General features: G+C 71.4%; 19 protein-coding genes and 1 pseudogene. 13 read left to right on the top strand and 7 right to left on the bottom strand.

Translation table 11 applies throughout. The features are described 5' to 3' along the window. Positions 1–64 precede the first annotated feature (64 nt). Complete coding sequence (locus tag Srubr_RS07325) at positions 65–985, bottom strand: carbohydrate kinase family protein (protein WP_189996709.1); 921 nt, start codon at positions 983–985, stop codon at positions 65–67. Between the two features lie 294 nt (positions 986–1,279). Here Srubr_RS07325 and Srubr_RS07320 point away from each other — a divergent pair, with 294 nt between their 5' ends. Further along, positions 1,280–1,708: a Rieske (2Fe-2S) protein gene (locus tag Srubr_RS07320; protein WP_189996710.1), complete on the top strand. Its 429-nt coding sequence runs from the start codon at positions 1,280–1,282 to the stop codon at positions 1,706–1,708. Positions 1,709–1,770: 62 nt separating this feature from the next. Here Srubr_RS07320 and Srubr_RS07315 read toward each other — a convergent pair whose 3' ends face one another. Further along, complete coding sequence (locus tag Srubr_RS07315) at positions 1,771–2,718, bottom strand: hypothetical protein (RefSeq protein ID WP_189996711.1); 948 nt, start codon at positions 2,716–2,718, stop codon at positions 1,771–1,773. A gap of 530 nt (positions 2,719–3,248) precedes the next feature. Between Srubr_RS07315 and uvrC the strand changes: the two genes are divergently transcribed. The 12 genes and pseudogenes from uvrC (at position 3,249) to pgi (ending at position 18,422) form a co-directional block, all read left to right on the top strand. After that, the gene (uvrC, locus tag Srubr_RS07310; protein ID WP_189996712.1) at positions 3,249–5,369 is read left to right on the top strand and encodes an excinuclease ABC subunit UvrC; all 2,121 of its coding nucleotides are present in this window, start codon (positions 3,249–3,251) and stop codon (positions 5,367–5,369) included. After that, positions 5,366–6,409 carry an RNase adapter RapZ gene (gene rapZ / locus Srubr_RS07305; protein ID WP_189996713.1) on the top strand — a complete coding sequence of 348 codons (1,044 nt, stop codon included), beginning with the start codon at positions 5,366–5,368 and terminating at the stop codon, positions 6,407–6,409. Before uvrC ends, rapZ begins: the two co-directional genes overlap by 4 nt. Then, positions 6,406–7,473: a gluconeogenesis factor YvcK family protein gene (locus tag Srubr_RS07300; protein WP_189996714.1), complete on the top strand. Its 1,068-nt coding sequence runs from the start codon at positions 6,406–6,408 to the stop codon at positions 7,471–7,473. Before rapZ ends, Srubr_RS07300 begins: the two co-directional genes overlap by 4 nt. Further along, on the top strand, positions 7,464–8,453 hold the full coding sequence (gene whiA / locus Srubr_RS07295; protein WP_030605113.1) for a DNA-binding protein WhiA: 990 nt from the start codon (positions 7,464–7,466) through the stop codon (positions 8,451–8,453). Before Srubr_RS07300 ends, whiA begins: the two co-directional genes overlap by 10 nt. Positions 8,454–8,612: 159 nt before the next feature. Continuing rightward, a complete protein-coding gene (locus tag Srubr_RS07290) occupies positions 8,613–11,558 on the top strand; it encodes a M14 family metallopeptidase (RefSeq protein WP_189996715.1) in 2,946 nt (981 codons plus the stop codon). A 298-nt stretch (positions 11,559–11,856) separates the two neighbouring features. After that, a complete protein-coding gene (gap, locus tag Srubr_RS07285) occupies positions 11,857–12,864 on the top strand; it encodes a type I glyceraldehyde-3-phosphate dehydrogenase (RefSeq protein ID WP_189996716.1) in 1,008 nt (335 codons plus the stop codon). A 134-nt stretch (positions 12,865–12,998) separates the two neighbouring features. After that, positions 12,999–14,210 (top strand): phosphoglycerate kinase, encoded by a 1,212-nt coding sequence (locus Srubr_RS07280; RefSeq protein WP_189996717.1) that lies wholly within the window; start codon positions 12,999–13,001, stop codon positions 14,208–14,210. Between the two features lie 5 nt (positions 14,211–14,215). Next, a complete protein-coding gene (tpiA, locus tag Srubr_RS07275; RefSeq protein WP_189996718.1) occupies positions 14,216–14,992 on the top strand; it encodes a triose-phosphate isomerase in 777 nt (258 codons plus the stop codon). Between the two features lie 109 nt (positions 14,993–15,101). Next, complete coding sequence (gene secG / locus Srubr_RS07270; protein WP_078637776.1) at positions 15,102–15,338, top strand: preprotein translocase subunit SecG; 237 nt, start codon at positions 15,102–15,104, stop codon at positions 15,336–15,338. A 234-nt stretch (positions 15,339–15,572) separates the two neighbouring features. Next, positions 15,573–15,908 carry an RNA polymerase-binding protein RbpA gene (locus Srubr_RS07265; RefSeq protein ID WP_078637775.1) on the top strand — a complete coding sequence of 112 codons (336 nt, stop codon included), beginning with the start codon at positions 15,573–15,575 and terminating at the stop codon, positions 15,906–15,908. 70 nt (positions 15,909–15,978) lie between these two features. Beyond that, positions 15,979–16,711: pseudogene (locus Srubr_RS07260) on the top strand (MFS transporter); the annotation flags it as partial. Between the two features lie 58 nt (positions 16,712–16,769). After that, entirely contained in the window at positions 16,770–18,422 is a 1,653-nt protein-coding gene (pgi, locus tag Srubr_RS07255; protein WP_203854916.1) for a glucose-6-phosphate isomerase, read from the top strand. Between the two features lie 83 nt (positions 18,423–18,505). Here pgi and pgl read toward each other — a convergent pair whose 3' ends face one another. The 5 genes from pgl to tkt are packed head-to-tail and all read right to left on the bottom strand — an operon-like array spanning position 18,506 to position 25,161. Continuing rightward, on the bottom strand, positions 18,506–19,288 hold the full coding sequence (gene pgl / locus Srubr_RS07250; RefSeq protein WP_189998181.1) for a 6-phosphogluconolactonase: 783 nt from the start codon (positions 19,286–19,288) through the stop codon (positions 18,506–18,508). Further along, the gene (gene opcA, locus Srubr_RS07245; protein ID WP_189998180.1) at positions 19,285–20,385 is read right to left on the bottom strand and encodes a glucose-6-phosphate dehydrogenase assembly protein OpcA; all 1,101 of its coding nucleotides are present in this window, start codon (positions 20,383–20,385) and stop codon (positions 19,285–19,287) included. Before opcA ends, pgl begins: the two co-directional genes overlap by 4 nt. Next, the gene (gene zwf / locus Srubr_RS07240) at positions 20,382–21,920 is read right to left on the bottom strand and encodes a glucose-6-phosphate dehydrogenase (protein ID WP_189752313.1); all 1,539 of its coding nucleotides are present in this window, start codon (positions 21,918–21,920) and stop codon (positions 20,382–20,384) included. Before zwf ends, opcA begins: the two co-directional genes overlap by 4 nt. A gap of 1 nt (position 21,921) precedes the next feature. Continuing rightward, complete coding sequence (gene tal, locus Srubr_RS07235) at positions 21,922–23,040, bottom strand: transaldolase (protein WP_189998179.1); 1,119 nt, start codon at positions 23,038–23,040, stop codon at positions 21,922–21,924. Between the two features lie 33 nt (positions 23,041–23,073). Then, a complete protein-coding gene (gene tkt / locus Srubr_RS07230) occupies positions 23,074–25,161 on the bottom strand; it encodes a transketolase (protein WP_189998178.1) in 2,088 nt (695 codons plus the stop codon). Between the last annotated feature and the right edge of the window lie 383 nt (positions 25,162–25,544).

Raw genomic sequence — 25,544 nt, 5'->3', positions numbered from 1 at the left:
GCAGGTCCCCGCACCACCACCGGCCCGGTCGTACCTTGTCAACAGCACAGGGAAGAACAGCCGCTCACAGTGCGGCCGGATCACCCAGCTCCCCCGCGTACGGGGGCTCGGCCCCCGCCCGCGAGCAGGTGATCGCCGCCGCCCGGGCCGCGAAGCGCAACAGCCGCGTCCAGCCCTCCGTCCCGAGGGCGGCCAGCGCTTCGGCGGACAGCGCGTCACGGGCTGCCAGTCCGTGCAGCAAAGCCGCGTTCACCGTGTCGCCGGCCCCGATGGTGTCCACGACATCGACCTTCTCACCCGGCACGGAATGCTCCCCGCCGTCCCGGGTGAACACGGTCAGACCGTCGCCGCCCCGCGTGATCACGACGGCCGCCGGTCCCGCGGCCAGCCAGGCGCGCGGCGTGCCGCCGAGCCACGCCGCGTCCTCCGAGGACAGCTTCAGCAGCGTCACCGAGGGCAGCCAGCTCAGAAAACGCTCGCGGTAGGCGTCCGCGTCCGGGATCAGTCCCGCCCGGACATTGGGGTCGAGCGCGGTGAACAGCCCCTGCCCGGCAGCGGTCCGCAGCAGCTCCTCGTAGGCGCTCGCCCCTGGCTCCAGGACGAGCGAGCAGGTACCGAAGGAAACCGCGCGCGTCCCGGCGGGGAGCGCGGCGGGGGCCGTGAACAGACGGTCGGCGGTGCCGTCGACATAGAAGGAGTACGCGGCCGAGCCGCCGGCGTCGAGCGTGGCCACGGCGAGGGTCGTCGGCTCCGGCCCCCGCTGTACGAGGGACACGTCGACGCCGGTCCGCCGCAGCCCGTCGAGCAGGGCCTCACCGAAGGGATCGGACGACAACCGCGAGCAGAAGGCGGTGGGGGAGCCGAGCCTGCCGAGGGCCACGGCGGTGTTGTACGGGCCGCCGCCCGGCGCCGGCTTCAGGTCCGCGAGGGCACCCGGGCCCTGCGGTACCAGGTCGATCAGTGCCTCACCGGCGACGACGATCACGAGGCGGTTCCCTTCTCGGACAGCGCGGACGGTGCGGTGCGCCCGGCGGCTTCGGCGCGGCCCGGCACCGGGGCGGCCGCAGGACACGCGGTGGACGGACCTTCACCGCGCGGGCCGTTGCTCACCGATCCGACCACCCGGCCCTCGGTCGTCTTCCGGCCGGGACGCTATCCCATGACCCGGCCCGGCGTAAACGCTCACGTGAGCGACCACACCCGCCGCCCCCCGCCCGAGGAGCGGCCCCTCTGTCCCGGTATCGTGCGCTCCGCACACCCCTCGACCAGTGGAGTCCAGATGTCCGCCCGCTCCTCCGCGAGCCGTCGTACCGTCCTTCGAGGGGCCGCCGCGGCCCCGGTCGCCGGGCTCGCCCTGGCCGCGTGCTCCTCCCCGGACGAAGGCGGCTCGTCCTCGTCCGCCGCCACCGAGTCCGTCGACCTCGGCAAGGAGAGCGAGGTCGCCAAGGGCGGGGCGAAGCTCTACCGGGATCACAACGTGGTGGTCAGCCGTGACCAGGACGGCGGCCTCAAGGCGTACAGCACGATCTGCACGCACGCGGGGTGCCCCATCAACAAGCTGGAGGGGACGACGCTGGTCTGTCCCTGTCACGGCAGCCGGTTCGACGCCATCACCGGCAAGGTGGTCGCGGCGCCGGCCACCGAGCCGCTGATCGAGCTGGCGGTGAAGGCCACCGACGGCCGGATCGTCGCCGGTCCGGCGAACTGACCGCACAGCCGCCGGGCCGGGCAGCATGTCTCACGGCCGGGCGGCGCGAGGGCGGGAGCCGGTCACTCCCAGTCCCAGGCGATCCCCAGGATGCCGGGCCGCAGCCGTGGCTCGACCAGATGAGCGCTGTGATGCGGACCGGTCACGGGCAGCTCCTGCCGGCCGGTGCGCGGGGCCGCCACCGAGTGCTGGGCGAAGCGGTGGCAGCGCACCGGCAGCGCCGCCGCGTCGAAGCGCACCTGGAGCGCGTACTGGCCGCCGGGAAAGCCGCACCGGTGCCGGTACTCACCAGACGCCCCGGCCGTGCCGTCCTCGACGGCGTACCGGAAGAGAAAGGTGCCGCCCGAGCGCAGCCGCGTGCCGAAGAGCAGCTCGGCCACCAGGACGCCAGTGTCCCGGTCCCAGCGCAGGCGTCCGGTGCGGCAGTTCTCCAGGGCGTGCACGGTGACGCGGCGGGGGTCGCAGCCGGGGTCTCCGTGATGGACGGCGACGAAGCGGTCGACGCCGTCGTGGTGGGCGCGCACGATGTGGTGGGCCTCACGGCTCGCCAGCTCCCGCCGGGCGCCGATCCGGACGCATTCGTGGTGGCTCAGGGTGCGTAATCCGCCGTCCAGTGACCAGCCGAGGCCGGCCGTGAGCCGGTCGAGAACGTCCGACGCCTCGACCAGGGAGCGGTAGGAGCGGCCCGCCGGGTGGTCGGCGGGCGGGTGCCCGTCGGACTCGGCGAGCAGCCGGATCAGCGACTCGTCGGGCAGCCGGAGGATCTCCTCCAGCGCCCGTACGGCCCGCAGCGACTCCGGGCGCTGCGGGCGGCGCGCGCCCTGCTGCCAGTAACTCAGGCTGGTGACGCCCACCTTGACCCCGTGGCGCGACAGATGGTGCTGCACCCGCTGGAGCGGCAGTCCGCGTGCGGCGATCGCGGCGCGCAGCGCCACGTGGAAGGGGCCGCCCCGCAGGGCCGTGGCCAGTTCCGCGGCGGGGACGTCCGCGTGCTCTGTGGCATGCCGCATGCCGAGGGGCCTTTCTGTGAGTGTCACTACGGCCGGTCACACCGCCTGCACCGGTGTGCGGGACCGCCTCCGTGGGCGCGGCGCACGCCCGGGGCCGGGCAGGCCGAGCCCGCACACCTGGGTGCGCGGCGCCGATTCCCCCGCATTGAAGCGTGTTGACCAGGACCCGACAACACCTCGACCCGGTCGTTCCGGCACGACTGGCCGGACCTCGCCGTCGCGCGGACGGCGCAGCCGAGCGGAACGTGTCGCGGTGGACGCTCGTACCGGGCCCGACCGGAGAGCGACGGGCGGGCAGCGGCCGGCGCGTCCCCGGCACCCGGCATGGCCGGATCCCGGCCGTCGGACATGCCGGGACCCCGCGGCCGCACGGCACCCCCGGCCCACCGCGCACCCCCGGGCCCCGGCGCACCCTCGATCGCCCACGGCACACCGTCGGACCGGGCGGGCCGCCGTGTGGGAGCGAGGTTATCCACAGGCCCCGCGACAGGCCCGACGCGGTGTCGGTGCTCGCCAGTAGGGTGTGAGACATGGCCGATCCCTCCAGCTACCGCCCCAGGCCGGGTGACGTCCCGGACTCCCCGGGGGTGTACAGGTTCCGCGACGAGCACCGCCGGGTGATCTACGTCGGAAAGGCGAAGAGCCTGCGCCAGCGCCTGGCGAACTACTTCCAGGACCTGGCGAACCTGCACCCGCGCACCCGGACGATGGTGACCACCGCCGCGTCCGTGGAGTGGACCGTGGTGTCCACGGAGGTCGAGGCGCTGCAGCTGGAGTACTCCTGGATCAAGGAGTACGACCCCCGGTTCAACGTCAAGTACCGCGACGACAAGAGCTACCCGTACCTCGCGGTGACGATGAACGAGCAGTTCCCCCGCGTCCAGGTGATGCGCGGTCACAAGAAGAAGGGCGTGCGGTATTTCGGGCCGTACGCGCACGCGTGGGCCATCCGGGACACCGTCGACCTGCTGCTGCGGGTGTTCCCGGTGCGCACCTGCTCGGCCGGCGTCTTCAAGAACGCCGCCCGCACCGGCCGCCCCTGCCTGCTCGGTTACATCGACAAGTGCTCCGCGCCCTGCGTCGGCCGGGTCACCCCCGAGGACCACCGGGAGCTGGCCGAGGAGTTCTGCGACTTCATGGCCGGCCGGACCGGCGCTTACCTCCGCCGTCTGGAGAAGCAGATGATGGAGGCGGCCGAGGAGATGGAGTACGAGCGGGCGGCCCGTCTGCGCGACGACATCGGGGCGCTGAAGAAGGCCATGGAGAAGAACGCGGTCGTCCTCGCCGACGCGACCGACGCCGACCTCATCGCCGTCGCCGAGGACGAGCTGGAGGCGGCCGTGCAGATCTTCCACGTACGCGGCGGCCGGGTCCGCGGTCAGCGCGGCTGGGTCACCGACAAGGTCGAGGACGTCACCACCGGCGCCCTGGTCGAGCACGCCCTGCAGCAGCTCTACGGCGAAGAGAGCGGGGACGCCGTCCCCAAGGAGGTGCTGGTCCCGGCCCTGCCCGAGCCGGTCGAGCCGGTCCAGGAGTGGCTGACCGGCCGCCGCGGGGCGAACGTGTCGCTGCGCATCCCGCAGCGCGGCGACAAGAAGGCGCTCATGGAGACCGTGCAGCGCAACGCCCAGCAGTCCCTCGCGCTGCACAAGACCAAGCGCGCCTCCGACCTGACCACCCGCTCGCGCGCGCTGGAGGAGATCGCCGAGGCCCTCGGCCTGGACAGCGCCCCGCTGCGGATCGAGTGCTACGACATCTCCCATCTCCAGGGCGACGACGTGGTGGCCTCCATGGTCGTCTTCGAGGACGGGCTCCAGCGCAAGGGCGAGTACCGCCGCTTCCAGATCAAGGGCTTCGCCGGCCAGGACGACGTGCGCTCCATGCACGAGGTGATCAGCCGCCGCTTCCGGCGTTACCTCGCCGAGAAGGAGCGGACGGGGGAGTGGGCCGACGGCACCGGCACCGACCCCCTCGGCGACGGCGGCACCGGCACCGAGGGCGCGGCCACCGACGGCACGCTCGCCGGTCCGGAGGTGATCACGGACTCCCTCAAGGACGACGACGGCCGGCCCAGGAAGTTCGCCTACCCGCCCCAGCTCGTGGTCGTCGACGGCGGTCAGCCGCAGGTCGCCGCGGCCCAGCGCGCCCTGGACGAACTGGGCATCGACGACATCGCCGTCTGCGGTCTCGCCAAGCGCCTGGAGGAGGTCTGGGTGCCCGGCGAGGACGACCCGGTGGTCCTGCCCCGCACCAGCGAGGGGCTCTACCTGCTCCAGCGGGTGCGCGACGAGGCCCACCGCTTCGCGATCACCTACCAGCGCACCAAGCGCGCCAAGCGCTTCCGCGCCGGCCCGCTGGACGACGTCCCCGGCCTCGGGGAGACCCGCAAACAGGCCCTCATCAAGCATTTCGGCTCGGTGAAGAAGCTGCGGTCCGCCACAATCGAGCAGATCCAGGAAGTGCCCGGGATAGGCCGGAAGACGGCGGAGACCATCGCCGTGGCCCTCGCCCAGGCGGCCCCGGCAGCACCCGCCGTGAACACGGCGACCGGAGAGATCATTGAGGACGAGGAACCCGACACGACGGGGGGTTCCTCGGGGGAGCCCGTGACCGCGGGCGTCCCGGACGAACGACGGGGGCAGGAGACATGACGGAGCACGACGCACAGCCCAGGGCACAGCGGGATCGGACGCACGGCGCCACGGGCGGCGAGACCGTCCGGCAGGACACCGGCCAGGGCCCGGCCCGGCCCGACGCCGGCCGGGAGACGGGCCAGGACAACGGAGCACAGGTGAGTACGGGCAGCGAGACAGCCGGGGTCCCCGAGGCGGCCATCCCCGAGCTGGTGATCATTTCCGGTATGTCCGGAGCCGGCCGGTCCACGGCCGCCAAGTGTCTGGAGGACCTCGGCTGGTTCGTCGTGGACAACCTGCCGCCCGCCCTCATCCCCACCATGGTGGAGCTGGGCGCCCGCTCGCAGGGCAACGTGGCGCGGATCGCGGTCGTCGTGGACGTGCGCGGCCGGCGCTTCTTCGACAACCTGCGCGAGTCCCTCGCCGACCTGGACGCCCGGGGCGTCACCCGGCGGATCGTCTTCCTGGAGTCCTCCGACGAGGCCCTGGTCCGCCGCTTCGAATCGGTGCGCCGGCCGCACCCGCTCCAGGGCGACGGACGCATCGTGGACGGCATCGACGCCGAGCGCGAGCTGCTGCGCGAGCTGCGCGGCGACGCCGACCTGGTGATCGACACCTCCAGCCTCAACGTGCACGAGCTGCGCGCCAAGATGGACGCCCAGTTCGCCGGCGAGGAAGAGCCCGAGCTGCGGGCCACGGTGATGTCGTTCGGCTTCAAGTACGGCCTCCCGGTCGACGCCGACCTGGTCGCGGACATGCGGTTCCTGCCCAACCCGCACTGGGTCCCGGAGCTGCGCCCCTACACCGGCCTCAACGAGGAGGTCGCGGCCTACGTCTTCAACCAGCCCGGTGCGAAGGAGTTCCTGGACCGGTACGCCGAACTCCTGCGGCTCATCGCCGCCGGCTACCGGCGCGAGGGCAAGCGGTATGTGACCATCGCCATCGGCTGTACCGGCGGCAAGCACCGCTCGGTCGCGATGTCGGAGAAGCTCGCCGCGCGCCTGGCGGCCGAGGGCGTGGAGACGGTGGTCGTGCACCGGGACATGGGACGGGAATGACGCAACGTACACCGCGGCTGGGCAGGCTGCGCCGGATGGTGCCCGAGGCGCGCGCCGGCCGCCCGGCCGAGGCCCGCGGCGGCCGGCCCCGCCGGCGCGGCGCCCAGCCCAAAGTGGTCGCGCTCGGCGGCGGCATGGGCCTGTCCGCGTCGCTCGCCGCGCTGCGCCGGATCACCGGCGATCTCACTGCTGTCGTCACCGTCGCCGACGACGGCGGCTCCAGCGGCCGGCTCAGGGACGAGCTGGGTGTGCTGCCGCCCGGCGATCTGCGCAAGGCGCTGGCCGCGCTGTGCGGGGACGACGAGTGGGGCCAGACCTGGGCCCGGGTCATCCAGCACCGCTTCCAGTCCCAGGGCGAACTGCACGAGCACGCGGTCGGCAACCTGCTGATCGTCGCGCTGTGGGAGCAGCTCGGCGACCATGTGCAGGCCCTGGACCTGGTCGGCAAGCTGCTCGGGGCGCACGGCCGGGTGCTGCCCATGTCCGCCGTGCCGCTGGAGTTGCAGGCCCTGGTCAAGGGGCACGACCCGGAGCGCCCGGACGACGTGGACACGGTGCGCGGGCAGGCGACGGTCGCCCTGACCCCCGGCGAGGTGCAGTCGGTGCACCTGGTGCCCAACGACCCGCCCGCGGTCCCCGAGGCCGTGGCGGCGGTCCTGGACGCGGACTGGGTGGTGCTGGGCCCCGGCTCCTGGTTCTCCTCGGTCATCCCGCACCTGCTGGTGCCCGAGTTGCTGGACGCGCTCACCGAGACCAAGGCGCGCCGTGTGCTCTCCCTGAACCTGGCGCCGCAGCCGGGAGAAACCGAGGGCTTCTCCCCGCAGCGTCATTTGGAGGTTTTGGGGCGACACGCCCCTAAACTCGCCCTGGACGTGGTGCTGGCCGACGAGGCCGCCGTGCCCGACCGCGCATCGCTCACAGAGGCCGCCAAGCGGCTGGGAGCAGCGGTCGAGCTGGCGCCGGTGGCCCGGACGGACGGATCGCCCCGGCACGACCCGGAGCTGTTGGCCGCCGCGTACGACCGTATTTTTCGGATGCATGGAAGGATCGGCCCATGGCGATGACGGCAGCGGTGAAGGACGAGATCTCCCGGCTCCCCGTCACCCGGACCTGCTGCAGGAAGGCGGAGGTCTCCGCCATCCTGCGGTTCGCCGGCGGCCTCCACCTGGTGAGCGGGCGCATCGTGATCGAGGCCGAACTGGACACCGCGATGGCGGCGCGCCGGCTCAAGCGGGACATCCTGGAGATCTTCGGGCACAGCTCCGAGCTGATCGTGATGGCCCCCGGCGGGCTGCGCCGCGGCTCGCGCTACGTCGTCCGGGTCGTCGCGGGCGGTGACCAGCTGGCCCGGCAGACCGGCCTGGTCGACGGACGGGGCCGGCCGATCCGCGGGCTGCCCCCGCAGGTGGTCTCCGGGGCCACCTGTGACGCCGAGGCGGCCTGGCGCGGGGCCTTCCTGGCGCATGGCTCGCTGACCGAACCCGGTCGTTCCTCCTCCCTGGAGGTGACCTGTCCGGGCCCGGAGGCGGCGCTCGCCCTGGTCGGTGCGGCCCGCAGGCTGTCCATCGCCGCGAAGGCCCGCGAGGTGCGCGGGGTGGACCGGGTGGTCGTCCGCGACGGCGACGCGATCGGCGCCCTGCTGACCCGGCTGGGCGCGCACGAGTCGGTGCTGGCCTGGGAGGAGCGCCGGATGCGCCGCGAGGTGCGGGCCACGGCCAATCGCCTCGCCAACTTCGACGACGCCAACCTGCGCCGCTCGGCCCGGGCCGCCGTGGCCGCCGGCGCCCGTGTCCAGCGGGCCCTGGAGATCCTCGGCGACGAGGTTCCCGAGCACCTCGCCGCCGCCGGCCGGCTGCGCATGGAGCACAAGCAGGCGTCCCTGGAGGAGCTGGGAGCGCTCGCCGACCCGCCGCTGACCAAGGACGCGGTCGCGGGCCGTATCCGCCGGCTGCTGGCGATGGCCGACAAGCGGGCGGCCGACCTGGGCATCCCGGGCACGGAGGCCAACCTCACCGAGGAACTCGCCGAGAACCTGGCCGGCTGAAACCGGACGGATCGTCAACTCGCCGGTGTCGCCGCCCCCCCTTTCGGGTGACCGGCACCGGCGTCCGCGTGTCCATGAGGCGCTCTTGACTCGATCATCGAGTGCCATGAGCCTGGCAGCCTTGTTCGCCGCTGGTGCGGACCACCTGTAGGGGGGTTCATGAGACACGGAGCGAGATCGATCCTCGCTGTCGGCGCGCTGATGATCGGCGGAGCGAGCCTCGCACCCACAGCCCAGGCGCGGAGCGGAGACCCGGCTCCCGCGCCGGAAGAGGTCAGGGTTTTCCACGCGGAGGTCACGGAGCAACAGGTACCCCTGCTGCTCAAGGCCGGTCAGGACGGTCACGAACTCGGTGAGCGGACGGCCGCGGGAGGCAGGACCCGGGTCGAGGTCTACCTCACCGGCAAGCAGGCCGCGCGACTGCGCGAGCAGGGCGTCGCCCTCACCGAGCACACCCTCTCGGCCAAGGCCGAGGCCCGGGTCGAGGACGCGGCCCAGGGCGTGTTCCGCCCGTACAGCGGAAGCGGCGGGCTGAAGGAGGAGATCCTCCGCACCGCCGCGGCCCACCCCGGCCTCACCAAGGTCGAGTCCATCGGCAAGACCGTCAAGGGCCAGGACATCCTCGCGCTCAAACTGACCAGGAACGCGAGGACGTCCGAGGACGGCTCCAAACCGGCCGTGCTCTACATGTCCAACCAGCACGCGCGCGAGTGGATCACGCCGGAGATGACCCGCCGGCTGATGCACCACTACCTGGACCGCTACGAGACCGACCGGCGCATCAAGAAGATCGTCGACTCCACCGAGCTGTGGTTCGTCCTCTCGGCCAACCCGGACGGCTACGACTACACCTTCAAGGGCCCCGGCACCCGCCTGTGGCGCAAGAACCTGCGCGACGTCGACGGCGACGGCGTCATCGGCAGCGGCGACGGCGTCGACCTCAACCGCAACTTCCCCTACAAGTGGGGTTACGACAACGAGGGTTCGTCCCCCAACCCCACCAGCCAGACCTACCGCGGCGCGAGCCCCGGGTCCGAGCCGGAGACCAAGGCCCTGGACGCCCTGGAGAAGCGGATCGGCTTCCGTTACGGCATCAACTACCACTCCGCCGCCGAACTCCTGCTCTACGGCGTGGGCTGGCAGGTGGCCACGCCGACCCCCGACGACGTCCTGTACCGGGCACTGGCCGGCACGCCGGACAACTCGGCCGTCCCCGGCTACCGTCCGCAGGTCTCCTCCGAGCTGTACACCACCAACGGCGAGGCGGACGGCCACGCGTCGAACGTCAACGGGATGGCCATGTTCACCCCGGAGATGTCGACCTGTCAGACCGTGTCGGACAGCGACCCGGACGACGCCTGGGACCGCCGGGACTGCCGGTCGGGCTTCACCTTCCCCGACGACGAGAAGCTGATCCAGCGGGAGTTCGCCAAGAACATCCCGTTCGCGCTCTCCGTCGCGGAGACCGCGGCGCACCCCGACCGGCCGGCCTCCGCCGTCGGCCTGGACGCCGCCGACTTCACCCCGGCCGCGTTCAGCACGTCGTACTCCCGGGGCGCGGACCAGGAGGTCGCGGTCGTCGCCCGCAAGGCGGTCCGGGACAAGGAGCTCAAGTACCGCGTCAACGGCGGCCGCATCCTCGACCAGGCGCTCAGGCCCTGGAAGGGCGGCGAGACCTACGGCGGCGAGGACAACCTCTACTTCGACGAGTACCGCGCCAGGGTGCGGGACGGCGAGCCGGGCGACCGGGTGGAGGTGTGGTTCACCGGCGAGACCAGGAGCGGCGAGAAGGTCTCCAGCCCGCACTTCACCTACACCGTCGCGCGGCGGCCGGCCGCCGACACCCTCGTGGTCGCCGAGGAGGGCACCGCCGCCGAACAGGCACGGGCCTACACGGACGCGCTCCGGGCCGCCGGGCACCGGGCCCTGGTGTGGGACGTGGCGACCCAGGGCGCCCCGGACGCGCTCGGCGTGCTGAAGCACTTCCGGACGGTCGTGCACTACTCCGGCGCGAGCGGCCCCGGCACCGCCACCCAGATGCGGCTGCGCGCCTACCTCAACGAGGGCGGCAGGCTGATCGAGGCCGGCGAGCGGGCCGGCGGCAGCGTCGACCTCGGCGACGGCACCCTGTCGGACGACTTCAGCCAGTACTACCTGGGTGCCTACAGCCGCATGCCGGCCAAGGGAGCCACCGGCTTCACCGGCTCCGGCACGCTCGCCGGCTTCTCCGGCGCCCTCGGCGACGCGCCCGGCAACCCGCTCGATACGGCGGGTACCTACGGCGTCACCTCCGAGGAACTGCCGGTCGCCGGGTTCCCGCAGTTCAAGAGCGCGGGCGCGGGGACGTTCACGGGGACCGCCAACCCGTACGGGCCGTACGCGGGCGCCTTCATGGCCGCCGCCGCACACACCGACGACGCCTACAAGCGCCTCACCAGCACCATCGACCTCACCGGCGTCACCGCCGCCGACAAGCCGGCCCTGAGCGCCCGGCTGCTGTGGGACACCGAACCCGGCTACGACCACGTGGTGGTCGAGGCGCACACCGTGGGCGCCGACGACTGGACCACGCTGCCGGAGGCATCGGGGGCCACGCGGACGGCCGTGCCGGACGAGTGCGGTTCCTTGGTCGGCGAGCATCCGTGGCTCAGGCACTACCTGACGCCGGCCGACAACGCCTGCGCCGCGACCGGGACCACCGGTTCCTGGAACAGCCTCGACGGAACCTCCGCCGGCTGGCAGCAGGTGGGCTTCGACCTGAGCGCGTACGCCGGGAAGTCCGTCGAGGTGTCGATCGGGTACGTCACCGACACCGGCACCGGCGGGTACGGCGTCCTGGCCGACGAGACCTCGCTGGTCGTCGGTGGTGCGGCACGCCGGACGGAGGGATTCGAGTCGTCCCTGGGCGCCTGGCGGGCGGCCGGACCGCCCGCGGGCAGCGCCCCGGTCCGGAAGGACTGGACCCGTACCGAAGCCCTGTTCCGGACCTACGCGGCGGTCACCACGGACGACACCGTGCTGCTCGGGTTCGGCCTGGAACAGGTGGTCTCGGCGGCCGACCGGACGGCCCTGCTGAGGAAGGCGTTCGCCGCTCTCGACAGGTGAGCGCGGACCCCTCTCAACGGTGCGCGGACGGCCGGTTCATCAAGTGAGCCGACCCGCTCACGAACGAGTGAAAATGGGGCCGGAGGTGCCCGGCATTCCGTAACAAATACGGGTGAATCCACTGTCGATCCGGGGCGGTCCGTACCTCTACTGGCGGGTACGGACCGCCTGCCCGTGTATGGGTCATCTCGATGTCACCCAGGGGGCCTCAGAGAGGTAGGGTCGGGGGTGGTCGGGGACATCCCAAACAGAGCTCGCCGGCACCGCATAGCCGGCGTACCAACGAGGAGATCGGTTCGTGACGATCCGCGTAGGCATCAACGGCTTCGGCCGCATCGGTCGTAACTACTTCCGCGCCCTGCTGGAGCAGGGGGCGGACATCGAGGTTGTGGCTGTCAACGACCTGGGTGACACCGCGACCACCGCCCACCTGCTCAAGTACGACACGATCCTGGGCCGCCTCAAGCAGGAGGTCACCCACACCGCCGACACGATCACCGTCGACGGCCACACCATCAAGGTGCTCTCCGAGCGCAACCCGGCCGACATCCCGTGGGGCGAGCTGGGCGTCGACATCGTCATCGAGTCCACCGGCATCTTCACCAAGAAGGAAGACGCCGCCAAGCACATCGCCGGCGGTGCCAAGAAGGTCCTCATCTCGGCTCCGGCCAAGGACGAGGACATCACCATCGTCATGGGCGTCAACCAGGACAAGTACGACCCGGCGAGCCACCACGTCATCTCCAACGCCTCCTGCACCACCAACTGTGTGGCGCCGATGGCCAAGGTCCTCGACGAGAACTTCGGCATCGTCAAGGGCCTGATGACGACGGTGCACGCGTACACCAACGACCAGCGCATCCTGGACTTCCCGCACAAGGACCTGCGCCGCGCCCGGGCCGCCGCCGAGAACATCATCCCGACCACCACCGGTGCCGCCAAGGCCACCGCCCTGGTCCTGCCGCACCTCAAGGGCAAGCTGGACGGCATGGCCATGCGCGTCCCGGTCCCGACCGGTTCGGTCACCGACCTGGTCGTGGAGCTGAGCCGCGAGGTCACCAAGGAAGAGGTCAACGCCGCCTTCCAGAAGGCCGCCGAGGGCGAGCTGAAGGGCCTCCTCGACTACACCGAGGACCCGATCGTCTCCTCCGACATCGTCAACGCCCCGGCGTCCTGCACCTTCGACTCCTCCCTGACCATGGTCCAGGAGGGCAAGAACGTGAAGGTCATCGGTTGGTACGACAACGAGTGGGGCTACTCCAACCGCCTCGTCGACCTCACGGTCTTCGTCGGCAACCAGCTCTGATCGTAAACAGCAGGACCACGAAGTGAGAGCAGGGCTCGGGCAGCGCACCGTCGCGCTGACCGGGCCCTGTCCCACGTAGCGACCACGCCCTTTTACGATCAGGTGCACACGAGCCCTCCTCAGGAGTCCACCCCATGAAGACGATCGACGAACTTCTCGCCGACGGCGTGAGCGGCAAGCGGGTCTTCGTCCGCGCCGACCTCAACGTGCCGCTCGCCGACGGCACGATCACCGACGACGGCCGCATCCGCGCCGTCCTGCCCACCGTCAAGGCCCTCGCGGACGCGGGCGCCAAGGTGGTCGTCGCCTCGCACCTGGGCCGCCCCAAGGGTGCCCCGGACCCCGCCTTCTCGCTGCTGCCCGCGGCCGAGCGCCTCGGTGAACTGCTCGGCGCCCCCGTCGCCTTCGCCGAGGACACCGTCGGCCCCGCCGCCCACGGCGCCGTCGACGGCCTCCAGCCGGGCCAGGTCGCGGTCATCGAGAACCTGCGCTTCAACCCCGGCGAGACCTCCAAGGACGACACCGAGCGAGGGGAGTTCGCCGACCGGCTCGCCGCCCTCGCGGACGTCTACGTGGGCGACGGCTTCGGCGCCGTCCACCGCAAGCACGCCTCCGTCTTCGACCTCCCGGCCCGGCTGCCGCACTACGCCGGCTACCTGATCGCCACCGAGGTCGGCGTGCTGAAGCAGCTCACCGACGACGTCAAGCGGCCCTACGCGGTGGTGCTCGGCGGCGCCAAGGTGTCCGACAAGCTGGGCGTCATCGACCACCTGCTGGAGAAGGCCGACCGCATCCTCATCGGCGGCGGCATGGCCTACACCTTCCTCAAGGCCCAGGGCCACGAGGTCGGCATCTCCCTGCTCCAGGAGGACCAGATCCCGGCGGTCAAGGAGTACATGAAGCGCGCCGAGGAGCGCGGGGTGGAGTTCGTCCTCCCCGTCGACGTCCTCGTATCGCCCGACTTCCCGGACCTGAAGACCAAGGCCCCGGCCAACCCGACCACGGTCGCCGCGACCGCCATCCCGGCCAACCAGGAGGGCCTGGACATCGGCCCGCAGACCCGTACGCTGTACGCTTCGAAGCTCGCCGACGCCGCGACCGTGTTCTGGAACGGTCCCATGGGCGTCTTCGAACACCCCGACTACGCCGAGGGCACCAAGGCGGTCGCCCAGGCCCTCGTCGACTCCGACGGCTTCACCGTCGTCGGCGGCGGTGACTCCGCCGCGGCCGTGCGCACGCTCGGCTTCGACGAGAAGGCATTCGGCCACATCTCGACCGGTGGCGGCGCCTCCCTCGAATACCTCGAGGGCAAGACGCTCCCCGGCCTCGCCGCACTGGAGGACTGACCTCGATGAGCACGCGCACGCCGCTGATGGCGGGCAACTGGAAGATGAACCTCAACCACCTCGAGGCCATCGCGCACGTCCAGAAGCTCGCCTTCGCCCTGGCCGACAAGGACTACGAGGCCGTAGAGGTCGCCGTCCTGCCGCCCTTCACCGACCTGCGCTCCGTGCAGACCCTGGTCGACGGCGACAAGCTCAAGATCAAGTACGGTGCCCAGGACATCTCCCAGCACGACTCCGGCGCCTACACCGGCGAGATCTCCGGGCCGATGCTGGCCAAGCTGAAGTGCACCTACGTGGCGATCGGCCACTCCGAGCGCCGCCAGTACCACAACGAGACCGACGAAGTGGTCAACGCCAAGGTCAAGGCCGCCTACAAGCACGGCCTCACCCCGATCCTGTGCGTCGGCGAGGAACTGGACGTCCGCGAGGCGGGCAACCACGTCACCCACACCCTCGCCCAGGTCGAGGGCGGTCTGAGGGACCTCCCGCCCGAGCAGGCCGAGACCGTCGTGATCGCCTACGAGCCGGTGTGGGCCATCGGCACCGGCAAGGTCTGCGGCGCCGAGGACGCCCAGGAGGTCTGCGCCGCCATCCGCGCCAAGATCGCCGAGCTGTACTCCCAGGACGTGGCCGACAAGGTCCGCATCCAGTACGGCGGCTCCGTGAAGTCGGGCAACTGCGCCGAGATCATGGCCCAGCCCGACATCGACGGCGCCCTGGTCGGCGGTGCCTCGCTGGACGCCGACGAGTTCGTCAAGATCGTGCGCTTCCGCGATCAGTGACGCCCCCGCCGTGAGTAGGCGGTAGCGGCGATACGTCGTACTCTTGCGGGGGCACAGCCGAGCGCTGTGCCCCCGTCGTCCATCCGAATCCGAGGAAGTTGGTCCAGCCGTGGTTTTGGGGTTCTCGATCGCCCTGATCGTCTTCAGCCTGCTGCTGATGCTGCTGGTGCTGATGCACAAGGGGAAGGGCGGCGGCCTGTCCGACATGTTCGGCGGCGGCATGCAGTCCTCCGTCGGCGGTTCCTCGGTCGCCGAGCGCAACCTCGACCGGATCACCATCGTGATCGGCCTGCTGTGGTTCGCGTGCATCATCGTCCTCGGCCTCGTGATGAAGTCGAACAGCTGACGCGCGACCGGCGTGAACCGGCCGTACTTCCGGACCGCGCCGCCGATTTCCCACGCGAAGCCCCATGTTGGGTACGCGCCTGAGAGCGCGGCCTATCATGGGGCTTGCGTCTTGGTGTGGGGGCCGGTAACTCCAATCACTGGACGCGCGTTGGGCCTTACGTAGACTGAGGCGCTCGCGGCGAAGCGAAACGCCGACTCGCTTCGCGGCACCATCACGCAGGGAGTTACGACCGTGGCAAGTGGCAACGCGATCCGAGGAAGCCGGGTCGGGGCGGGGCCGATGGGCGAGGCCGAGCGCGGCGAGTCCGCGCCGCGTCTGCGCATCTCCTTCTGGTGCTCCAACGGGCACGAGACGCAGCCCAGCTTCGCCAGCGACGCGCAGGTTCCCGAGACCTGGGACTGCCCCCGCTGCGGCTTCCCGGCCGGCCAGGACCGGGACAACCCGCCGGCACCGCCGCGCACCGAGCCCTACAAGACGCACCTCGCGTACGTGCGCGAGCGGCGCAGCGACGCGGACGGCGAGGCGATCCTCGCCGAGGCGCTCGCCAAACTGCGGGGCGAGATCTAGCACTTCACACCGGCCGGGTGCCCAAGGGCACCCGGCCGGAGCCGTCTGACGCCCACTCGGCCGACCGCCCCTCGCCTTCTCGCTCACCGCCCTGCAGACGCTCTTCGGCAACGCCGCCACGGCCCTGCTGCCCTCCTTGGTCGAGCGCGGGGCACTGGGCGGCGCCAACGCCCGGCTGATGACCGGTCAGCAGCTCGCGGGCGGGCTGCCGGCGGGCCCCGTTCGTGCCCCTGCTGCTGTCGGCCGGCGCCTTCACGCCGTTCGCGACGGACGCCGGCACCTGTCTGGTGGCCGCCGCGCTCGTGGCGTCCCTGCGGATACGCCCGCCGGAGCGGGAGCCGCGCGCGGCCGGCAGCACCCATGCGCTCGGAGGTCGGCGCGGGCCTGCGCGCCCTGGGCCAAGACCGGGTGCTGCGCGCGGTGTGTCTGGCGACCTTGCTGTGCGACATCGGCATGGGTGCCCTGATCGCCACGCCGGCACTCCACGTCACCCGCTGGCTGGAGGCGGGCGACACCGGGTATGTCGCCGCCATGACGGCGTACTCGGCCGGCAGCCTGGCCGGCGGTTTCGTCGCCCAGCGGATCGCCCGCCGTACGGGGCGGGTGCGGGCCCTGCTGTCCGGCTGCGCGATCCAGACGGGCTCGCTGCTCCTCATCGGCTCCTCTGGGGACTCAACGGACCCGCCCTGCTCGCGGCCGTCCTGTTCGCGTCGGCCGCCACCGCGCTGATACCGGCACGCCGACCGGACGTATCCGTCGTCGCGCCGGCGAACGGCGGCGCGACCGCTCACCAGGAACGCTGATCAATTAGGTTGGAGCCGGCAGCGGGACAGGCAGCAGGAAAGAAGGCTGAAGACGGACATGAACGCAGACGGCCGTACCAGGCTCCACCAGACGCCCGAGTGGACCGCCCTCGCCAAGCACCGGGAGGAGCTGGCGGACACCCGGCTGAGGGAACTGTTCGCCGCCGACCCCGGGCGCGGCACCGGGTACACGCTCAAGGTCGGCGACCTGTACATCGACTACTCCAAGCACCTGGTCACCGACGACACCCTGCGGCTGCTGCGCGAGCTGGCCGCGGCGACGGACGTCTTCGGACTGCGGGACGCCATGTTCCGCGGCGAGCGGATCAACGTCACGGAGGACCGGGCGGTGCTGCACACCGCGCTGCGCGCCCCGCGGGACGCCGTGATCGAGGTCGACGGCGAGAACGTCGTGCCCAAGGTGCACGCGGTGCTGGACAAGATGGCCGGCTTCGCCGACCGGGTCCGCTCCGGCGCGTGGACCGGGTACACCGGCAAGCGCATCCGCAATGTGATCAACGTCGGTATCGGCGGTTCCGACCTCGGCCCCGCGATGGCCTACGAGGTGCTGCGCAGCTTCACCGACCGCGACCTCACGGTCCGCTTCGTCTCCAACGTGGACGGCGCCGACCTGCACGAGGCCACCCGGGACCTGGATCCGGCGGAGACGCTGTTCATCATCGCCTCCAAGACCTTCACCACGATCGAGACCATCACCAACGCCACCTCCGCGCGCCAGTGGCTGCTGGCCGCGCTGGGCGACGAGGCCGCGGTGGCGAAGCACTTCGTGGCGCTGTCGACGAACGCCGGGAAGGTCGCGGAGTTCGGCATCGACACGGACAACATGTTCGAGTTCTGGGACTGGGTCGGCGGCCGGTACTCCTACGACTCCGCGATCGGCCTGTCCCTGATGATCGCGATCGGCCCGGACCGGTTCCGGGAGATGCTCGACGGCTTCCGTCTGATGGACGAGCACTTCCGCACCGCGCCCGCCGAGGCCAACGCGCCGCTGCTGCTGGGCCTGCTGGGCATCTGGTACGGCAACTTCCACGACGCCCAGTCGCACGCGGTGCTGCCGTACTCGCACTACCTGTCGAAGTTCACCGCCTACCTCCAGCAGCTGGACATGGAGTCCAACGGCAAGTACGTCGCCCGCGACGGCAAGCGGGTCGACTGGCAGACCGGGCCGGTGGTGTGGGGCACGCCCGGCACCAACGGGCAGCACGCCTACTACCAGTTGATCCACCAGGGCACCAAGCTGATCCCGGCGGACTTCATCGGCTTCGCCGAGCCGGTCGCCGAGCTGAGCGAGGAACTCAAGGCCCAGCACGACCTGTTGATGGCCAACTTCTTCGCCCAGACCCAGGCGCTGGCGTTCGGCAAGACCGCCGAGGAGGTCCGCGCGGAGGGCGTGCCCGAGGAACTGGTCCCGCACAAGACCTTCCAGGGCGACCGGCCCACCACGACGATCCTCGCCCGCGCGCTGACCCCGTCCGTGCTGGGCCAGCTGATCGCGCTGTACGAGCACAAGGTGTTCGTCCAGGGCGCGGTGTGGAACATCGACTCCTTCGACCAGTGGGGCGTGGAGCTCGGCAAGGTCCTCGCCAAGAAGGTCGAACCCGCGCTCACCGAGGGCGCCGACGTACCCGGTCTGGACGCGTCCACGAAGGCGCTGGTCGCCAAGTACCGGGAGCTGCGCGGCCGGAGCTGAACCGGGGCAACGCCGGGACGGCGGGGACCGAGGCCCCCGCCGTCCCGGCGTTCACACCCGTGCCCGAGGGCGCTGCCCGCGGCTCACGGCGACGCCGGCGGATACAGCGACCGCGGCAGCTGCGAGGCCGCGGCGGAGTCCAGCAGCCACAGGGTGCGCCGGGTGCCGTACGCGCCCGCCGCCGGGGCCTGGATCTCACCGGCGCCCGACAGGGCGATGGCCGCGGCCTCCGCCTTGTCCTCGCCGGCCGCGAGGAGCCAGACCTCGCGGGCCGCGCGGATCGCCGGGAGCGTGAGGGTGATCCGGGTGGGCGGGGGCTTGGGCGCGCCGTGCACGCCGACCACCGTGCGCTCGGTCTCCCGTACGGCCGGCAGCTCCGGGAAGAGCGAGGCCACATGGGTGTCCGGGCCGACGCCCAGCATGAGCACGTCGAAGGCGGGCACCGGGCCGTGGTTCTCCGGTCCGGCAGCCTTGGCCAGCTCCGCCGCGTACGCCTCGGCGGCCGCCTCGACGTCCGAGCCGTACGGGCCGTCGGAGGCGGGCATGGCGTGCACGCGCTCCGGGTCCAGCGGGACGGAGTCCAGCAGTGCCGCGCGGGCCTGCGTGACATTGCGCTCGGGGTCGCCCTCGGGGAGGTAGCGCTCGTCGCCCCACCACAGGTCCAGCCGACCCCAGTCGACGGCGTCCCGGGCGGGCGCCGCCGCCAGCGCGGCGAGCAGCCCGTTGCCGTTGCGGCCGCCGGTGAGGACCACGGACGCGGTGCCCCGGGAGGCCTGCGCGTCCACGATCTTCGTGATCAGGCGGGCCGCGGCGGCCTGCGCCATCAGTTCCTTGTCGTGGTGGACGACCAGTTGCGGTGCACTCACTTCGCTGCCGCCTTCCTCGCCGGTGCCTTCTTGGCGCTCTTGGCCGCCGCCTTCTTCGCGGGGGCCTTGGCCGCCTCCTGAACCGGCTCCGGCTCGGCGACCGGTTCGGCCCCCTCCGCGGCTGCCGGTTCGGTGACCGGTTCGGCCGGGGGCTCGGCGGACTGCTTCGGTACCGTGTTCAGCCGCTCCACGCCGTAGCGCAGCGCCGACGCGTAGGTGTCGTCCGGGTCCAGCCGGCGCAGCTCCTCCGCGATCAGCTCGGCGGTGTCCCGCCGCTTCAGCGCCACCGCGCGGGCCGGCTGGCCCTCGATGGCGAGCGTGGCCAGCGAGCCGTCCGCGCGGTCCAGCGTGATCGGCCCCCGGCTGGTGTCCAGCCGGACGGCGGTGAGCCCCGGGCCGGCGGACGGGGAGCGCCGGACGGGAACGTCCAGCCGGTCCGCGAGCCACATCGCCAGCAGCTCACAGCTCGGGTTGAACTCCTCGCCCTCCACCTCCACGCCCCGCACCTCGCACGCGACCTGGTCCAGGGCCGCCGCCAGCATCGAACGCCACGGCGTGATCCGGGTCCAGGACAGGTCGGTGTCGCCGGGGGTGTAGGCCGCGGCGCGGGCGGTCAGCTCGCGCACCGGCTGCTCGGCGGTGTAGCTGTCGGTGACCCGGCGCTGGGCGAGCGCGCCCAGCGGGTCCTTCGCCGGGTCGAGCGGCGCGTTCACCGGCCACCACACGACGACCGGGGCGTCCGGCAGCAGCAGCGGCAGGACCACCGAGTCCGCGTGCTCGACGACCTCGCCGTACAGCCGCAGAACCACCGTCTCGCCGGTGCCCGCGTCCGCGCCCACCCGCACCTCGGCGTCCAGCCGCGAGGAGGTGCGGTCGCGCGGGCCGCGGGAGACCCGCTTGATGACGACCAGGGTGCGCGAGGGGTGCTCGCGGGAGGCGTCGTTGGCGGCCTTCAGGGCGTCGTAGGCGTTCTCCTCGTCGGTGACGATGACGAGGGTCAGGACCATGCCGACGGCGGGGGTGCCGATGGCGCGGCGGCCCCGCACGAGCGCCTTGTTGATCTCTCCGGCGGTGGTGTCGGTCAGATCTATCTTCATGGCCGGCGCCAGCTCCGTCCGTCTCGTGCGAGCATCTCGTCCGCTTCCACCGGACCCCAGGTGCCCGACTTGTACTGCGCGGGCCTGCCGTGCGTGTCCCAGTACTCCTCGATCGGGTCGAGGATCTTCCAGGACAGTTCGACCTCCTCCGTGCGCGGGAAGAGGTTGGCGTCGCCGAGCAGCACGTCCAGGATCAGCCGTTCGTACGCCTCCGGGCTGGACTCCGTGAACGACTCGCCGTAGGCGAAGTCCATGGACACGTCCCGGATCTCCATCGAGGTGCCCGGCACCTTGGAGCCGAAGCGGACCGTGACGCCCTCGTCGGGCTGGACGCGGATGACGATCGCGTTCTGGCCCAGCTCCTCCGTCGCCGTGGTGTCGAACGGGGAGTGCGGGGCCCGCTGGAAGACCACCGCGATCTCGGTGACCCGGCGGCCCAGCCGCTTGCCGGTGCGCAGGTAGAAGGGGACGCCCGCCCAGCGGCGGTTGTCTATCTCCAGCTTGATCGCGGCGTAGGTGTCGGTCTTCGACTTCGGGTCGATGCCCTCCTCTTCGAGGTAGCCGATGACCTTCTCGCCGCCCTGCCAGCCGGCCGCGTACTGACCGCGTACGGTGTCGGCGCCCAGGTCCTTCGGCAGCCGCACCGCGCCGAGCACCTTCTCCTTCTCCGCGGCCAGCGCGTCCGCGCCGAAGGAGGCGGGCTCCTCCATCGCGGTGAGCGCCATCAGCTGGAGCAGGTGGTTCTGGATGACGTCGCGGGCGGCGCCGATGCCGTCGTAGTAGCCGGCCCGGCCGCCGATGCCGATGTCCTCGGCCATGGTGATCTGCACGTGGTCGACGAAGGACCGGTTCCAGATCGGCTCGAACATCTGGTTGGCGAAGCGCAGCGCCAGGATGTTCTGGACGGTCTCCTTGCCGAGGTAGTGGTCGATCCGGAACACCTGGTCCGGCTCGAACACCTCGTGCACGACCTTGTTGAGCTCCTCGGCCGACGCCAGGTCGTGGCCGAACGGCTTCTCGATGACCGCGCGCCGCCAGGAACCGCCGCTCTGGTCGGCCAGGCCGTGCTTCTTCAGCTGCTGGATGACCACCGGGAAGGAGCGCGGGGGCACCGACAGGTAGAAGGCGAAGTTGCCGCCCGTGCCCTGGGCCTTGTCCAACTCGTCGATGGTGGCGCGCAGCCGCTCGAAGGCATCGTCGTCGTCGAAGGTGCCCTGGACGAAGCGCATCCCCTGGAGGAGCTGCTGCCAGACCTCCTCGCGGAACGGGGTGCGCGAGTGCTCCTTGACGGCGTCGTGGACGACCTGGGCGAAGTCCTCGTGCTCCCAGTCACGGCGGGCGAAGCCCACCAGGGAGAACCCCGGCGGCAGCAGACCCCGGTTGGCGAGGTCGTACACCGCGGGCATCAGCTTCTTGCGGGACAGGTCGCCCGTGACGCCGAAGATGACCAGGCCCGACGGCCCCGCGATGCGCGGGAGCCGTCGGTCGGCCGGGTCACGAAGCGGGTTCGCTCCGGAACCGGAAACGGGTGACAACTCAGCCCTCCGAGGGGGCAAGGCGCTCAAGCTCCGCCTGAGTCGACTTCAGCAGGTCGTTCCAGGACGCCTCGAACTTCTCGACGCCCTCGTCCTCCAGCACCTGCACGACGTCGTCGTACGAGATGCCGAGCCGCTCCAGCGCGTCGAGGTCGGCGCGCGCCTGCTCGTAGGTGCCGGAGATGGTGTCGCCGGTGATCTCGCCGTGGTCGTCGGTGGCCTCCAGGGTGGCCTCCGGCATGGTGTTGACCGTGTTCGGCGCGACCAGCTCGGTCACGTACAGGGTGTCCTTGTACGCCGGGTCCTTCACACCGGTCGACGCCCACAGCGGACGCTGCTTGTTGGCGCCCGCCTTCTCCAGCGCCGTCCAGCGGTCGGAGGAGAAGACCTCCTCGTACGCCTGGTAGGCAAGCCGGGCGTTGGCGAGGGCGGCCTTGCCGCGCAGCGCCTTGGCCTCGTCGGTGCCGATGCCGTCCAGGCGCTTGTCGATCTCCGTGTCCACACGGGAGACGAAGAAGGACGCCACGGAGTGGATCTCGGACAGGTCCAGGCCCCGCTCCTTGGCCTTCTCCAGACCGGTCAGGTACGCGTCCATGACGGCCCGGTAGCGCTCCAGCGAGAAGATCAGCGTGACGTTGACGCTGATGCCGAGGCCGATCACCTCGGCGATCGCCGGCAGACCCGCCTGGGTGGCCGGGATCTTGATCAGGGTGTTGGGGCGGTCGACGAGCCAGGCCAGCTGCTTGGCCTCGGCGACGGTCGCCTTGGTGTTGTGGGCCAGGCGCGGGTCGACCTCGATGGAGACCCGGCCGTCCTGGCCGCCGGTGGCGTCGAAGACCGGGCGCAGGATGTCGGCGGCGTCACGGACGTCCGCCGTCGTGATCATGCGGATGGCCTCTTCGACGGTGACCTTGCGGGCGGCGAGGTCCGACAGCTGCCGGTCGTAGCCGTCGCCCTGGGAGATCGCCTTCTGGAAGATCGTCGGGTTGGTGGTGACGCCCACGACGTGCTGCTGGTCGATCAGCTCGGCGAGGTTGCCGGACGTGATCCGCTTGCGCGACAGGTCGTCCAGCCAGATCGCGACGCCTTCTTCGGAGAGGCGCTTGAGTGCGTCTGTCATGGAATTACATCTCCTACGTGTCGTATATGGGCGTCAGCGCTGGGCGTCGGCGAGGGATTCCCGCGCCTTGGCGGCCACGTTCTCCGCGGTGAAGCCGAATTCGCGGAAGAGCAGCTTGCCGTCGGCGGAAGCGCCGAAGTGCTCCAGGGAAACGATGCGGCCGGCGTCCCCCACGTACTTGTGCCAGGTCAGGCCGATGCCCGCCTCCACGGCGACACGGGCCTTGACGGACGGCGGCAGCACGGAGTCCCGGTACCCCTGGTCCTGCTGCTCGAACCACTCCACGGACGGCATCGACACCACGCGGGTGGGCACGCCCTCGGCCTGGAGCCGCTCACGGGCCTCGACGGCCACGTGCACCTCGGAACCGGTGGCGATCAGGATGACCTGCGCCTCGCCGCCTTCGGCCTCGAACAGGACGTAGCCGCCCTTGGCCGCGTCGTCGTTCGGCTCGTACGTCGGCACGCCCTGGCGGGTGAGCGCGAGGCCGTGCGGCTGGCCCTTGCCGAACTCCTTGGTCCAGCGCTTGAGGATCTCCCGCCAGGCGATAGCGGTCTCGTTGGCGTCGGCCGGGCGGACGATGTTCAGGCCCGGGATGGCGCGCAGCGAGGCCAGGTGCTCGACCGGCTGGTGGGTGGGGCCGTCCTCGCCGAGGCCGATGGAGTCGTGCGTCCACACGTACGTCACCGGCAGGTGCATCAGGGCCGACAGGCGCACGGCGTTGCGCATGTAGTCGGAGAAGACGAGGAAGGTGCCGCCGTAGATCCGGGTGTTGCCGTGCAGGGCGATGCCGTTCATCTCGGCGCCCATGGAGTGCTCGCGGATGCCGAAGTGGATCGTGCGGCCGTACGGGTTGGCCTCCGGCAGCGGGTTGCCCGCGGGCAGGAACGAGCTGTCCTTGTCGATGGTGGTGTTGTTCGAGCCGGCCAGGTCGGCGGAGCCGCCCCACAGCTCGGGGATCACCGCGCCGAGCGCCTGGAGCACCTTGCCGGAGGCGGCACGGGTGGCCACGGCCTTGCCGGGCTCGAAGACCGGGAGCTTCTCCTCCCAGCCGGTGGGCAGCTCGCCCGCCGCGATCCGGTCGAACTCGGCGGCCCGCTCCGGGTTGGCCTCGCGCCACTGCTGGAGGGACTTCTCCCACTCGGCCTTCGCCTGCGCGCCGCGCTCCAGCGCCTTGCGGGTGTGGGCGATGACCTCGTCGGCGACCTCGAACGACTTCTCCGGGTCGAAGCCGAGGACGCGCTTGGTGGCCGCGACCTCCTCGTCGCCCAGCGCCGAGCCGTGCGCGGCCTCGGTGTTCTGCGCGTTCGGGGCCGGCCAGGCGATGATCGAGCGCATCGCGATGAAGGACGGGCGGTCGGTGACCCGCTTGGCCTCCTGGATCGCGGCGTGGATCGCCGCCGGGTCCAGGTCGCCGTTCTCCTGGGCCTCGACCCGCTGCACGTGCCAGCCGTAGGCCTCGTACCGCTTGACGGTGTCCTCGGAGACGGCCGTCTCGGTGTCGCCCTCGATCGAGATGTGGTTGTCGTCCCACAGCAGGACCAGGTTGCCCAGCTTCTGGTGGCCGGCCAGCGAGGACGCCTCTGCGGCGATGCCCTCCTGGAGGCAGCCGTCACCGGCGATGCAGTAGACGAAGTGGTCGAAGGGGGACTCGCCGGCCGGCGCGTCCGGGTCGAACAGGCCGCGTTCGTAGCGGGCGGCCATCGCCATGCCCACCGCGTTGGCCACACCCTGGCCCAGCGGGCCGGTGGTGGTCTCCACACCCTTGGTGTGTCCGTACTCCGGGTGGCCCGGGGTCTTCGAACCCCACGTCCGGAAGGCCTTCAGGTCGTCCAGCTCCAGGCCGAAGCCGGCCAGGTAGAGCTGGGTGTAGAGGGTCAGGGACGAGTGGCCGGCGGACAGCACGAAGCGGTCGCGTCCGACCCACTCCGGGTCGGCCGGGTCGTGCCGCATCACCTTCTGGAAGAGGGTGTAGGCGGCGGGGGCCAGGCTCATCGCCGTACCGGGATGGCCGTTGCCGACCTTCTGTACGGCGTCTGCGGCCAGTACACGGGCGGTGTCCACGGCCCGCTGGTCCAGCTCGGTCCACTCAAGGTCTGTGGTGGTCGGCTTGGTGCTCACCCTGGGTCAGGGCTCCTCTCCACATGTCGGTCGCCGGTCGTCGGGCAATACGCCAGAACCGGCCGCCGAGGGGCTTGTCGCCCGCCGGTCGTTGTCGAGCCTACCCCCGTGAGGACGTGCGTTTTTTCGAGTGTTTCAAGACTGCCGGGAGTCGCCGGGATCCGCCTCCCGACTGGGCGGAACGGCATTCGGCACATGAATAAGGACCCGCTCATCTGACCGCTCAGGAGAGCTTTCCCGCGCACGGAGGATCACCCTTTGGATCACCCCTTTTCCGGCGCATCCGAGCGGGGTCGCGCACGTGTGTACGGAGGGCCCCGCCAACACGAACCCACCCCCGCGAAGGCCGGGGTATGGGCAACGTCTAAAGTGGCGTGGTACGC

The organism is Streptomyces rubradiris (assembly GCF_016860525.1).
GTDB lineage: Bacteria > Actinomycetota > Actinomycetes > Streptomycetales > Streptomycetaceae > Streptomyces > Streptomyces rubradiris.
This window is presented reverse-complemented; position numbering and strand designations above follow the sequence as displayed.